A 13,192-nucleotide genomic window follows, 5' to 3' on the forward strand; every position below is an offset into this window, starting at 1 on the left:
AAAGGAGTTGCTGATATGCGAACGAAACTTGTGCACACCCCTCCGGCTAACGGATATCCGGAATGGAACAACAATCCCGAGACGTTTCAGGTGAATCGTCTGCCGGCCCATGCTAATATGGTAGCGTTTCCAACAATAGAAGAAGCCTTGTCCAATGAATTTACTTCGTCCCCTTGGTACCAGACGCTAAATGGTTCATGGAAGTTCAGCTTTGCTGAAACGCCAGAACAGCGCATTGTCTCTTTTTACGAAGCCGGTTATGACGCTAGCAATTGGGATGAGATCGCTGTCCCATCCAACTGGCAGCTTCAAGGCTATGATTACCCTCACTATACGAACATGACTTATCCTTGGGTGGAGCGCGAGCCTGAGTTAAAACCACCCTTTGCACCAGCAACCTATAACCCTGTCGGTTCCTATATTCGCACGTTTACAGTTCCTGCGGACTGGAAAGATCGTCCGGTCCTGTTGCACTTTGAAGGCGTTGAATCTGCCTTTTATGTGTGGGTGAATGGAGAACTTGTTGGGTACAGTGAGGATACCTTCACACCTGCGGAGTTTGATATCACGGCATATTTAACAGAAGGTGAGAACAAGCTGGCGGTTGAGGTTTATCGCTGGTGTGATGCAAGCTGGCTGGAGAATCAAGATTTCTGGCGACTTAGCGGTATTTTCCGCGGCGTATATCTGCACTCGCCTTCGCCGGTTCAGATCGCTGATTTCTTCGTTCGGACGGAACTCGATGATGCTTTGCAGAATGCAGAACTGCAGTTGGATGTGAAACTGTACAATCATAATGCTGGACAGCAAGTGGAAGGCTTGACGGTTCAAGCGCAGCTCTATGATGCGGAGCAGAAGCTTGTTTTGGATCAGCCGCTCGCGGCAGAAGTTTCTTTTGCCAATGAAGAAGAAATAACGTTACACCTCTCTACTCCAGTTGTGAACCCGCTCTTGTGGAGTGCTGAAACGCCTAACCTGTACACATTGGTACTTTCCATCCAGAATACTTTGGGCGAAACGGTCGAGGCTGTTCGTACCCGTGTCGGATTCCGCAGATTTGAGATCAAGGACGGCTTGATGAAAATTAACGGCAAACGCATCGTGTTCAAGGGTGTCAATCGCCACGAATTCTCGCCAGATTCAGGACGGGCCATCGGCCGTGAGGATATGATTCGTGATATCGAGCTGATGAAAGCCTATAACGTTAATGCCGTGCGCACATCGCACTATCCAAACCAGACGCTCTGGTATGAGCTGTGTGACGAATACGGACTGTATGTGATTGACGAGACGAATCTGGAGACACATGGTACCTGGTACTATGGGCAAAAAGAAATGAACGACGACAACATCCCGGCAAGCAAGCCGGAATGGCGCGACAACGTCATCGATCGCTGTAACTCCATGTTCCAGCGGGACAAAAACCATGCGTCCATCATCATCTGGTCGCTTGGTAATGAATCGTTTGGCGGCGATAACTTTATCGCCATGTACGACTATCTGAAACAAGCCGACCCAACAAGACTCGTTCATTATGAAGGAACTTATCACTACCGCCCTACCGATTCGGCAAGTGATATTGAATCCACGATGTATATCAGCCCGAACGATATCGAACAGTATGCACGCATGAAAGGGGATAAAAAACCTTATATCATCTGTGAATATAGCCATGCGATGGGCAACTCCTGCGGCGGTCTGCACCTGTACTGGGAAATGTTTGATAAATATGAGATTTTACAAGGGGCATTTATCTGGGATTGGGTGGATCAATCCATTCGTACCAAGACAGCAGACGGTATAGAATATCTCGCTTACGGTGGAGATTTTGGCGAGTCTCCGCATGACGGCAACTTCTGCGGTAACGGACTGATTTTGGCAGATAAAACGGTTACGCCGAAGCTCGAAGAAGTGAAAAAATGTTATCAGAACGTTCGCATGCAGGCGCTCAATCTGCAAACCGGACTGGTTCGCATCACGAATCATTTCCTGTTCACAGACCTGAACGAATATGCACTCGCCTGGACGTTGTCCCATAACGGAGTATCTGTGGAAAAAGGGCATCTGGACATTGCTGCACAGCCTGGCGAATCCGTTGAAGTCCATATCCCTTACACACCATCTTCCGACCTGTACACAGAAGCTGTTCTTACTGTCTCTCTGGAAACCAAGAAAGCTACGAAGTGGGCAGAAGCAGGACATGAGATTGGTTGGGAGCAATTCGTCGTATCTCCTCGTCTGCGTGCAATTCAGCAACCTGTTGCGGGAGCAAGTGACGCGCTTCAAGTGGAGGAACTGCAAGATGGCGGATTGAAAGTGAATGCGGGTGAAGTCTCCATAAGCTTCAGTTCGGTTACTGGCGCACTTACTTCCTATCAGATTAACTCTCAGGAGCAATTACTGGCACCCGCTCGTGCGAACTTCTGGCGTGCGATGACCGATAACGATCTGGGTAACAAACTGAATGAACGTGCCGCTTTCTGGCGTGATGCTCATGCGACGAACAAGTTGATTCGTTTTGAACATCATACGGATGCGCAGGGCTGTCATGTGACAACAGATTATACGTGGGATGCCAGCCCGGGAAGTACGCTGTCCATCACCTATCACATCAAACCGAATAGCGAGCTTGAAATCAGTCAAACCCTCGTCTCCGGTGCAGGTCTGCCTGAACTTCCTGAGTTCGGTATGCTGTTTGAATTAAAAGACAGTCTGGATACGATCTCATGGTATGGTAGAGGGCCGCATGACAACTATATCGACCGTCTGACCAGTGCACGCCTTGGCTATTACACCGGAGCCGTTCGTGATCAGTTTGTTCCTTACCTGAAACCACAGGAATGTGGTAACAAAACGGATGTCCGTTTTGCTGAGATTACATCGGCTGTAGGCCAAGATGCTGCAAAGGGCAGCATCGGGTTGCATTTTGAAGCTAATGCGCCGTTTGAAATCAATGCACTGCCATGGTCGCCTGAAGAACTGGAAGCGAACGACCACGTCTATAAGTTGCCAGTAAGCTCACATACCATCGCCCGCATTAACTACATGCAGATGGGTGTTGGCGGTGACGACAGCTGGAGTGCACGTACGCACCCAGAGTACACGCTGCAAGCGAACCGTCCGTATCACTTCACGTTTACGGTAAAGCCTGTATAGAGCTCCCGCTCCATTTAGCTTAATTTCTTAGGTTCCATCCTCGTAACAAACACCAAAAATCCCTGTTAGCATGATGCTGGCAGGGATTTTTGTGATGGAGATTATTAACTACTCAAACGTTACACTCTCACTTTTGTCATTCCAGCTAATGTTAAACGTAATGGGCTCTTTGTTATCCACCGGATTTAATGCACCGGACTCGGTAACCGGTGTCGGTTGTTTGGCGAGTGCCCGTCCCCACCGCTCAAAATTTGGTCCTTTGATATTGTAGACGAAATCTTTGACAGTACTCTCATCTCCTATGTAAACAATCCCGTATGAACCTGTTGAACGCTGCAAGGATACGTCCCAATGCGCACTCTTCTCATGTTTGATGTCATCCGCACCACAGGCGGTCAGCATAGTGAACATTAATACAATAGCTAACACCAGCGATAATTTCATTCGTTTCATCTTCACCCTATCCCCTCCTAATTGGTATTTAACCAATATCGGAAGTGGTGATAGAAACATTGAAACACCCTGCAGATTATCTCGTGTAACGATCTATATCCTCTTCCGCTGACTCGTGCATTCTTTTGTGATATTCTTCATGCTGATGAACGTCATTTTTCAGCTTAGCCAAGAAGCCCCAACCTGTAAAGAACATGAGCAGCACAGCAATCAACGCATAAGCAAAACTAAATTGATTCATATAGAAATTGACAAAGATCCCGGCCAATATGAAACCTAGAATCCATAATACCCATTTTGTACTTTTTCTCATCGCTGTCCCTCCTTACTCGGTTGTAATTATTTTTCACCCAATGCGTCTTCATACATCTTTTCAAGAGGGAGCCATAGCTCTAACAACTGTACAGTGCTATATTAGAGATATCTGCCTTCTGTGTACTGTGTGTCTAATTTATCTAAAGTCTTATTATAGTAACGTTTTAACCAGTTATATTTAAGTAACACACCAGGATTTTTTAAAGACTGTAATTGGTTTTCAATTATCGATCTTGTTAGATCCAGTGCATTAAAATAAGCAGACTCATCGTCAATTTCTTGCCATTGGAACATATAATCAATAAATAACTGATGATCCTCATCTATTTCCAAAAGACCTAATAAATGTTCAAGCTCATCTTCCAGATCGTGAACAGCCTTCTTGATGCCCTCCTCTAAAACCATTGGATTGACAATAACACGCGGATAGATTGCCATCTTGCTCTCAAGTTCATAAGCTTCAATCATTGCAGGACCGTATACGATATTGTCGTTGTGAAAGAGTTCGCCAATTGTAACCCCGCCTCTCATTAAAATGCCCAATCCCATCATTTCTAACTGAAGGTGGCTGATGTCTAGTAGCAAGTAAAAACTTGCTGATTCCAAACTTAGAGGATAAGAGATCACAATCGAGTCAGAGAATACTGACACTTCTTTTCCAAGTTCCTTTTGTGCTAATATACCCTCGTCATTATCATGTTTTAATTTTGAAATAAATTCCAGGACTCGTTGAAGATTTCTAGCATGACTAGAATTATGTAACGTTTGTTTCACATGCTCTCTAAAACCAAGAATATCAATAAATGCTACTACACGATCTTCATAAAACTTTTCCATAGACATGAGAAATCCTCCCAAAAAATTTAAGTAGACCTCTCAGAATTTTTCTATGAGAACTACTCTAAATAATATTGTAAACTTATATATTTTTAGAAATACATAAGTTGGTATTTTAAACCTTTATTACATCATATTCCCCAAGTTAGGAGCGTCAGCAGGTTCTGGCTTGTAAGCGATAACTGCTTCAGTTGTCACGAACATTGCTACTATGAAAGTCGCGTTTTGCAGTTGCAGAACGAGTTACTTTTGCAGGGTCAACGATACCTGCTTCGATCATGTTAACCCACTCGCCAGTAGCTGCGTTTTAAACTACGCCAACTTGCTCTTTTTTCAGACGTTCCACAGATTTGGCACTCTTACTATATTAAATTAATATATAATTATCACTTCATTTATGAAGGCTTACTTGCAAAGTATAAAGAATGATTGTTTCATTTAAATAATGAATGTTATTCCCAGTGAACAATTGCAGATGGTCTGAAAGTTACGTTGTAGATGATACAGTTAACGTTATCGACTTCATTAACGATTTTCAGAAATTTTCTCCAGCACATCTCAAAGGATACGCGCCAAGTAAGCGGTCATACCATCGAAGGATGTTACGGTACGAATACTTAAAGTATTGGGATACGTACTCTCTAGAGCTTAATCACTATTCATATATAGCTCTATTTTTTTGTCTATTGGTTGTAGCGGGTAAAGCGAAAAATTTCAACTTATGATGGCTAGGTTATCTTTCTTTAAACAGTGTACCAGAAAAAATTGCCGTTCACATAGTATGATTAGAACGGTAAATCAACATATTGTATCTCAGGTGTTTCGCTTAACTGATCTTCGAATACCTTCCACCAAGGATGATTCTTATTATATTGTATCTTGTCTCTTAACTTTCCTAAAATTATCGATTCTTTCTTATGAAATCCTTTGATAAAATAATATTTAAGTGCGTCACCCATCTCATCCTTATTAGCAATACAAAACTTATCCCAAAGAAATTTTTCTATATAAGCCCTCTCGTACTCCTCCGTACTTTGCAACTTCTCAACTATCATGTAAGACCACCCAGCATTCTCTTCAAACCATCTAAAATGCTCTGGTTCAATCCACGTGCTAAGTGCTCCTTTTTTGCAATTCTCGTCTACAATATTGTAATAGCCTGATTTTGCATCTTCAAACAACATGTTCTCAATCCTAATTCTCACTGCCTTGTTAATTAAATTCCAATATTTAGCGGGAGCGATATGTAAAATTGTTTGAATATCATTAAATTCACTTGTGTACTTTAATTCATCACTAATAACGTTGTATACTTGTCTAATTTCACCATCTTCCATCTTTTGTATTAATGTGTACATGAAAAAGCGTAAGTTGGGCAAAATTGCATTTTCATTCTTTCTTCGCAAAATAACCTCTATTGCAACATTAGTTCTCTGCCTTTTCGGTATTTCATCAGTTAGCAAGTCAGAGTACTCAGGCTTACATACAAAGTGTTTATCGAATACTCTATCTAAAAACATTGTTAATTCAAATTGAATCTTAGAGTTATCAATTACTTTTAACAAGTAGTCAAGAAAGAGAATTATGGCATCAGCATCACTTTTATCATCACTGTGCTTATCATGACTTCGAGGGTTCCTGAATGTGGTATACACTCCTCGCAGTAAGTCAACCATTCCTTTTTGTACATTTTTCTCTGACTCAGTCTGCATCTTGTTAAGTTGAATCATAGGAGGATTACCGCCAAACGCCTGGCCAATCAAGCTGGAGCCATCCCCTTCAAGACCAGTTTTATTTCTGATTGTCTCCGTAAGTAAATGAATAGCATCTAGGATTGCACTTGAATAGCTCTCATTATGATAGTTCTTTTCTATAGAATCCCACAGTTCTTTTTGTATGTGTATCCTCAATTCCATGATTATCACCTCTGCATTAAAATCAAATTATTAATTCCTAATATAGCATTGAATCTTTGACGTGATGGTGATTACACTGTTGTCTACTCCCATTGACGAAACTCCTGAGCATTTCTATTCACGTTTTTCTCTATCGTTACGCATTAAAAGATGCCACAAGTACTAATTTGATTAATATGGCTCATAAGAATACGTACTTTAAAAGTAACATACGTATTCTAGAGGTGCTCTTGTTCATCAATTGTAACCTTCTAACTTATCCATATCAATATTAAAGAAGTGCCTTAGTAAGACCACGGAGTAAGTAACTTTAATTGTATCAAGTTATATAACTTGCTTTGTTAATCATTTATGCGCAAAAAAACACTGACAGCATTACTCTGACAGTATCTTTCGAATCTCACTTATAAATAAGAAATTGGGAAAATCGCTACATTTTCATCTTTAGAGTAGTTGTTCGCCTCCTTTCTTTGGGGTGACAGGTCCTACTGCCAAGCCAGTAGTGGACCTTTACCGCCAAGTTCCCCCCCTAAAAAAAGGCTCCTGAGTCACTGATAGGTGGTTAAGAGCCTTTACTTTAATGTAGAATTCAATTCAATAAGTAGAAATTCTTTCGTCCTCTTAAAAATCCAGTGCACCCATAATTTCATTGAGACATTGATCTATAAAACATATCTATTAGCTCATCTTGGTTTTTTTTGTTGCGTCATTTTTTACTTTATCGTGTTTTTAAAACTTACAATCATCCAAGAAGTCCTGAAAAGCAAACTTTAGCAACGCAAAAACCACTCCTTAATAGAAACTAAGAAGTGGTCATTGGTTCAGTTATATTTTGTAACAGTGACTGCTTCACAAATCTTACATCAAATTGATCGAAAATTTGCTCTGCTAGACACATGAGATAAGGTCAATAACCTTACATCATGCCGCCCATTCCGCCCATGCCGCCCATGTCAGGAGCGCCAGCAGCGCCTGCCGGTTCTGGCTTGTCAGCGATAACCGCTTCAGTAGTCAGGAACATTGCTGCTACGGAAGCCGCGTTTTGCAGTGCATAACGTGTTACTTTCGCAGGGTCAACGATACCTGCTTCGATCATGTTAACCCACTCGCCAGTTGCAGCGTTGAAACCTACGCCAACTTGCTCTTTTTTCAGACGTTCCACGATTACGGAACCTTCTTCACCAGCGTTAGCCGCGATTGTGCGGATTGGCGCTTCCAGAGCTTTCAGTACGATGTTAACACCTGTTTGCTCGTCGCCGGACAATGCTACACCAGCAACAGCATGATATACGTTCAGAAGCGCAGTACCACCACCGGATACGATACCTTCTTCAACCGCAGCGCGAGTTGCGTTCAGAGCATCTTCGATACGCAGTTTGCGTTCTTTCAATTCAGTTTCAGTAGCCGCACCGACTTTGATTACTGCTACACCGCCGGACAATTTAGCCAGACGCTCTTGCAGTTTCTCTTTGTCGAACTCGGAAGTGGTTTCTTCCAATTGTGTACGAATTTGGCTAACACGAGCATCGATATCGGATTTGTTACCAGCACCGTCAACGATGATTGTGTTTTCTTTCGTAACACGGATTTGACGAGCTGTACCCAATTGTTCCACAACTGCGGATTTCAGGTCCAGACCCAGTTCTTCCGTAATTACTTGGCCACCAGTCAGGGCAGCGATATCTTGCAACATTGCTTTACGACGGTCACCGAATCCTGGAGCTTTAACCGCTACAGCATTGAATGTACCACGCAGTTTGTTCACAACCAGCATCGCCAGTGCTTCGCCTTCGATATCTTCAGCGATCAATACGAGCGGTTTGCCTTGTTGAACGATTTTCTCAAGCAATGGCAGGATGTCTTGCGTGCTGGAGATTTTTTTGTCTGTGATCAAGATGTACGGGTTGTCGAGAACTGCTTCCATTTTGTCCGTATCTGTGATCATGTATGGAGAGATGTATCCGCGGTCGAATTGCATACCTTCTACCACTTCAAGCTCCGTTGCGAATCCACGGGATTCTTCAACGGTGATTACGCCGTCTTTACCCACTTTTTCCATAGCTTCAGCGATCAGTTCGCCTACTTCTTCGTCAGCTGCAGAGATTGCCGCTACTTGTGCGATGGATTGTTTAGTCTCAACCGGTTTGGAGATGGATTGCAGTTCAGCAACCGCAGCTTTAACCGCTTTGTCGATCCCTTTACGGATACCGATTGGGCTAGCGCCTGCAGTTACGTTTTTCAAACCTTCTGTGATCAGGGCTTGAGCAAGTACTGTCGCAGTTGTTGTACCGTCACCGGCAACATCGTTTGTTTTCGTTGCAACTTCTTTAACCAGTTGTGCACCCATGTTCTCGAATGCATCTTCCAGTTCGATCTCTTTTGCAATCGTCACACCGTCATTTGTGATGAGCGGGCTTCCGAATTTTTTCTCCAGAACCACGTTACGGCCTTTTGGTCCGAGCGTTACTTTCACTGCGTTAGCCAATGCATCCACACCACGAAGCATGGAGCGACGAGCGTCTTCACTGAATTTAATGTCTTTAGCCATTTAAGAAAACCTCCCTAGTATATTGTGTAAAATGGTACTGCTATATGGTTCGGTTAACCGATTAAAATTTGAAATTAGTCGAGAATCGCGTGAATGTCGCTCTCTTTCATAATCAAATATTCTTTACCTTCGAATTTGATTTCTGTACCGGCATATTTGGAGAAAATAACGCGGTCTCCTTCTTTCACTTCCAGAGCTACACGTACGCCGTCTTTCAATGCACCCGCACCAACTGCAATGATTTTACCCTCTTGCGGTTTTTCTTTGGCGGAGTCCGGAAGTACGATCCCGAAAGAAGTCGTTTGTTCTTGCTCCAGTGGTTCTACCAATACGCGTTCACCTAAAGGTCTGATCATGAAAAATAGCCTCCTTTTAAAATTATATAGCCTTGCATTTGTAGGTTGCAGCCATATGTATTAGCACTCGACAGTGTTCAGTGCTAACAACCAACTTTATGATACTCAACTTGAAGCATGATTTCAAGTCTTTTTGATGAATTCTTGCGAGAATTTACGTTGAATTTACATCCATACAGCTTGACCACTTATATCCAATAAGCCAAATCACGCCTGGTACAGCTGGATGAATGTTACATTCATGCCTTCTATTTTACGAGATTCGTTGCCTTAGATGCAAACTTCACCCCGTATCCCCTTTTCCATTGTATCCATCGTCCCGTATAATATGCCTGCATGTCCAGATCTCTTCTCATCTTCCAATCGAACCAGAAGACCCGGATCAGAACAAATCGTCTTCTCCGGGTCTTCAGGCGAGTAGATTCATCCTCCACCCGCACCTCATTTTTGATACAGGCAGCATTCTTACTCTAAATACATAAACTATAGAATTCTCTACCCTGTATGCTGGTTGTCCTCGGACCGCACATAACGAGCTTCAATCTCCTGATCGGCTGCAAGTTGCTTGCGATACACAATGGCGGATAGAAACACACTGATCTCATACAAGAGCAACAACGGAATCATGACAAGCAGATCAGATATTAAGTCTGGAGGTGTAATGACCACTGCAATAAAAATCAGCACGAAATAAGAAATTTTGCGCATTTTACGCAGACGAATCGGATTCAGAATGCGTAGCCCTGTCAGGAACATAATCAGCAGTGGCAACTCAAACAGCAGTGACACTGGCAATACAATGCCAAACAGGAAACTGAAGTACTGCTTCATACCATAAGTCTCGACAAGTCCCATTTTCTCCGTAATCGTGGTTGTGAACGCAAGCGCCATTGGAAAAACAACATAATACGAAAAAGCGACTCCCACCAGAAATAGTAGAAATACATAAGGCACATACTTCAGAGATGCCTTACGTTCTTGTGGCCGCAGACCAGGACTCACAAACTTCCAGAGCTGGTACACCGTAAAAGGCAACGTGATAATAATGGAAAAGAGCCCGGCAATCTTCATATAAATCCCGATACCGTCCCAGAACGAGAACGCATGCAGTACGAAGCCCTTGGCCGTCTCTGCCTTCGTCAAATACTGATAAACCGGGTCTGCCACGAAAAAACCTGCAATCAGTCCCAGAATAAAAATGCTCAATACATAGATCAGCCGCTTGCGCAGCTCACTCAGATGTTCGGTAAGCGTCATTTCTTCATTTTGCCGCGTCATGCCTGCCTCCCCTGGAATTTCAGCTTTAAAATACAAAACCCTTCCGGCAGGAAGGGGTCTCTCTCATAGCCATGAAACTTATTCCGGCAGGCGTTTATCCACAGGTTTCTCAGCGGCCGTTGTATCAGCTGCTACCGGTTTCGCTTTTTCCTGCTCTTTCCGGCTGGAAGCATCATCGTCCGAAATAATATCACGTGCGCCTTCCTTGAACTCGCGGAACGTACGCCCGACAGCCCGTCCCAATTCCGGCAACTTGTTAGGCCCAAACAACAGCAATGCAACCACAACTAATAAAATAATACCAGTTGGCCCAATAGGTCCTAGCATACTTCTTCCTCCTTGTTTCAAGCGTTCAACACGTACATATCCGAAGTCATGTTCATCAGATATCCTAACGCATTTGGATTTATGCCCATCATACCACAGATGTAATCACTTACATAACCCGTAAAATGTTATAACTGTAATTTATTTTCCTTATTGCTTGAATTGACCCGTAACCATCAAGAGCGCTTCCGGAAGCTGATCCATAATCGCTGCCAGATGTTCGTGCACACCCTTCGGCGTACCCGGCAGATTCACAATCAATGTGCGTCCGCGAATCCCGCATACCCCGCGGAACAACATCGCAGAGCGATTTTTGCTCATCACACTATATCTCATCGCTTCCGCCATGCCGGGAACTTCACGTTCAATCACTCGTCTGGTCGCTTCAGGCGTAATATCCCGAATGGCCAGCTCCGTTCCACCCGTTGTTAGTACGAGATCGGCGTGAAAATAATCGGTCATCTCGATTAATGCCGCAATAATCTCATCAGGCTCATCCGGAACGATCCGATACTCCACGATCTGACCACCCAGTTCTTCTTCTACAAGTTCCCGTATCACCTGCGCACTTGTATCCTCACGTTCTCCACGGGCCCCTTTGTCACTGGCTGTCAGGATTGCTGTTCTCCACACCATAAAGATCACCCTTCTCCTCTATGAAAATAATTATCCGTTATCGGTTGAAATCACCGTTTTTACCGCCGCTCTTGGACTGCAGCATTGTCGGGCCGATGATCATATCTTTTTGCATCGCCTTGCACATGTCATAGACCGTAAGTGCCGCAGCCGAGGCAGCCGTGAGTGCCTCCATCTCGACACCTGTTTTGCCTTCTGTCTTGACGGTTGCTTCGATATGGAGTTCGTCCACGCCGTTATCATGAAAACGAATATCCACACCATTCAGTGCAAGCGGATGACACATCGGAATCCAATCAGACGTTTTTTTCGCCCCTTGGATACCAGCAATCTGAGCAACCGCGAGCACATCGCCTTTTCCAATACGGCCTTGGCGAATGGCTTCCAGTGTCTCCGGGTTCATCGTGACTTTCGTTACAGCAACAGCGGTACGTACCGTTACATCCTTACCCGAAATATCCACCATCCGGGCTCGTCCCTGTTCATTAAAATGAGTCAGCTTCCCACTGGAAGATTGACCTTGGTTTACTTCTGAGTTCAATCACATCACAACCCTTTATTCGATATGTAATATACCTTCGGGTGTTATCAACAGATCCAGCCGCAGATCTAGAGGGTCCATCGGAATGTCAGGCTCCAACTGGCCAGGTAATACCAAAGCAGCCATGAGAGGTCTTTTACCTTGCTTAGCACAATGGTTCTCAAGACACGCCGCAAACCGGTCGTAATAACCACCACCGTATCCGATACGTCCTCCTTGAAGGTCGTAACCCAGTCCGGGTACCAGCACCAGATCCAAAGCCGGCCAATCTTCGGGTTGCAACACTTCACAAGACGCCTTAGGTTCAGGTATGCCCCAAACGCCTGGTTCAATATCCTCCCGGCTCGTCACTCGCCGCAGTTCCATTCGTGGCGGATCAGCGAGCACTTTGGGCGCTAGCAACACATCCCCTTGTTTCCAACCCTCTTCAAAAAGAAAATCGGTGGAAGCCTCACTGCCATAAGACAGGTAGCTGAAAATAACCAGCGTCTCACGCTTTTGCCTGTTCTTGTTTAGCCGCAGACGATCCAGTTCACGCTTCAGTCCGTCATTCATTCGCATGCTGGCTTGCTGACGCATCTGCTCGTCCAAACGATCGCGTAGCTGTCTAAGCCGGGAGCGAAGCTGCTTCTTCTGTTCCGCATGATCCTGCATAATGCTGACGAACCTCCTGTTGATGTGGAAGGTAATAAATAAATTCAAGCCATTGCACTTATATGTTAAGACAAGATGTCATCTGGATGATCAGGTTTCAAATGATTCATTTTCTGCAAAATCGTCATGGTATAACATGCCTTCTTTCAGTTTATCACTGATTGACCAAAAAGAC

The 13,192-nt window shown here is 44.0% G+C and carries 12 protein-coding genes and 2 pseudogenes; 1 reads left to right on the forward strand and 13 read right to left on the reverse strand.

What is annotated here, in order from left to right:
- Positions 1–15: 15 nt before the first annotated feature.
- A complete protein-coding gene (gene lacZ, locus J2T16_RS16985) occupies positions 16–3,156 on the forward strand; it encodes a beta-galactosidase, LacZ type (protein WP_499018825.1) in 3,141 nt (1,046 codons plus the stop codon).
- A 108-nt stretch (positions 3,157–3,264) separates the two neighbouring features.
- Here the strand turns inward: lacZ and J2T16_RS16990 are convergent, their stop codons facing one another.
- The 13 genes and pseudogenes from J2T16_RS16990 to J2T16_RS17050 all read right to left on the reverse strand — a co-directional run bounded on the left by J2T16_RS16990 (position 3,265) and on the right by J2T16_RS17050 (position 13,017).
- On the reverse strand, positions 3,265–3,615 hold the full coding sequence (locus J2T16_RS16990) for a hypothetical protein (RefSeq protein WP_336120882.1): 351 nt from the start codon (positions 3,613–3,615) through the stop codon (positions 3,265–3,267).
- Positions 3,616–3,685: 70 nt separating this feature from the next.
- Positions 3,686–3,922 carry a hypothetical protein gene (locus tag J2T16_RS16995; protein WP_154958530.1) on the reverse strand — a complete coding sequence of 79 codons (237 nt, stop codon included), beginning with the start codon at positions 3,920–3,922 and terminating at the stop codon, positions 3,686–3,688.
- A gap of 101 nt (positions 3,923–4,023) precedes the next feature.
- Positions 4,024–4,767 (reverse strand): hypothetical protein, encoded by a 744-nt coding sequence (locus J2T16_RS17000; RefSeq protein WP_154958531.1) that lies wholly within the window; start codon positions 4,765–4,767, stop codon positions 4,024–4,026.
- 120 nt (positions 4,768–4,887) lie between these two features.
- Positions 4,888–5,107 (reverse strand): annotated as a pseudogene (gene groEL / locus J2T16_RS17005) (chaperonin GroEL); the annotation flags it as partial.
- A 106-nt stretch (positions 5,108–5,213) separates the two neighbouring features.
- A pseudogene (locus J2T16_RS17010) lies at positions 5,214–5,397 on the reverse strand (GMP synthase (glutamine-hydrolyzing)); the annotation flags it as partial.
- Positions 5,398–5,546: 149 nt separating this feature from the next.
- Entirely contained in the window at positions 5,547–6,677 is a 1,131-nt protein-coding gene (locus J2T16_RS17015) for a TIGR02391 family protein (protein ID WP_499018830.1), read from the reverse strand.
- A gap of 916 nt (positions 6,678–7,593) precedes the next feature.
- On the reverse strand, positions 7,594–9,225 hold the full coding sequence (gene groL, locus J2T16_RS17020; protein ID WP_090918203.1) for a chaperonin GroEL: 1,632 nt from the start codon (positions 9,223–9,225) through the stop codon (positions 7,594–7,596).
- 74 nt (positions 9,226–9,299) lie between these two features.
- On the reverse strand, positions 9,300–9,581 hold the full coding sequence (gene groES / locus J2T16_RS17025) for a co-chaperone GroES (protein WP_090918205.1): 282 nt from the start codon (positions 9,579–9,581) through the stop codon (positions 9,300–9,302).
- Positions 9,582–10,076: 495 nt separating this feature from the next.
- Positions 10,077–10,859 carry a twin-arginine translocase subunit TatC gene (tatC, locus tag J2T16_RS17030; protein WP_336120883.1) on the reverse strand — a complete coding sequence of 261 codons (783 nt, stop codon included), beginning with the start codon at positions 10,857–10,859 and terminating at the stop codon, positions 10,077–10,079.
- 78 nt (positions 10,860–10,937) lie between these two features.
- Positions 10,938–11,186, reverse strand: coding sequence for a twin-arginine translocase TatA/TatE family subunit (locus J2T16_RS17035; protein ID WP_221787852.1), 249 nt, complete (start codon positions 11,184–11,186; stop codon positions 10,938–10,940).
- A 150-nt stretch (positions 11,187–11,336) separates the two neighbouring features.
- Positions 11,337–11,822, reverse strand: coding sequence for a MogA/MoaB family molybdenum cofactor biosynthesis protein (locus tag J2T16_RS17040; RefSeq protein WP_017690080.1), 486 nt, complete (start codon positions 11,820–11,822; stop codon positions 11,337–11,339).
- Between the two features lie 37 nt (positions 11,823–11,859).
- The gene (gene moaC, locus J2T16_RS17045) at positions 11,860–12,363 is read right to left on the reverse strand and encodes a cyclic pyranopterin monophosphate synthase MoaC (protein ID WP_276326730.1); all 504 of its coding nucleotides are present in this window, start codon (positions 12,361–12,363) and stop codon (positions 11,860–11,862) included.
- A 15-nt stretch (positions 12,364–12,378) separates the two neighbouring features.
- Entirely contained in the window at positions 12,379–13,017 is a 639-nt protein-coding gene (locus tag J2T16_RS17050) for a 5-formyltetrahydrofolate cyclo-ligase (protein WP_336120884.1), read from the reverse strand.
- Positions 13,018–13,192: the final 175 nt, after the last annotated feature.

It is taken from the genome of Paenibacillus intestini (assembly GCF_030803945.1).
GTDB lineage: Bacteria > Bacillota > Bacilli > Paenibacillales > Paenibacillaceae > Paenibacillus > Paenibacillus polysaccharolyticus.

Coding starts and splice junctions, on each gene's coding strand:
- lacZ (WP_499018825.1), top strand. CDS start 16: ATGCGAACGAAACTTGTGCACACCCCTCCGGCTAACGGATATCCGGAA.
- J2T16_RS16995 (WP_154958530.1), bottom strand. CDS start 3,922: ATGAGAAAAAGTACAAAATGGGTATTATGGATTCTAGGTTTCATATTG.
- J2T16_RS17000 (WP_154958531.1), bottom strand. CDS start 4,767: ATGTCTATGGAAAAGTTTTATGAAGATCGTGTAGTAGCATTTATTGAT.
- J2T16_RS17015 (WP_499018830.1), bottom strand. CDS start 6,677: ATGGAATTGAGGATACACATACAAAAAGAACTGTGGGATTCTATAGAA.
- groL (WP_090918203.1), bottom strand. CDS start 9,225: ATGGCTAAAGACATTAAATTCAGTGAAGACGCTCGTCGCTCCATGCTT.
- groES (WP_090918205.1), bottom strand. CDS start 9,581: ATGATCAGACCTTTAGGTGAACGCGTATTGGTAGAACCACTGGAGCAA.
- tatC (WP_336120883.1), bottom strand. CDS start 10,859: ATGACGCGGCAAAATGAAGAAATGACGCTTACCGAACATCTGAGTGAG.
- J2T16_RS17035 (WP_221787852.1), bottom strand. CDS start 11,186: ATGCTAGGACCTATTGGGCCAACTGGTATTATTTTATTAGTTGTGGTT.
- J2T16_RS17040 (WP_017690080.1), bottom strand. CDS start 11,822: ATGGTGTGGAGAACAGCAATCCTGACAGCCAGTGACAAAGGGGCCCGT.
- J2T16_RS17050 (WP_336120884.1), bottom strand. CDS start 13,017: ATGCAGGATCATGCGGAACAGAAGAAGCAGCTTCGCTCCCGGCTTAGA.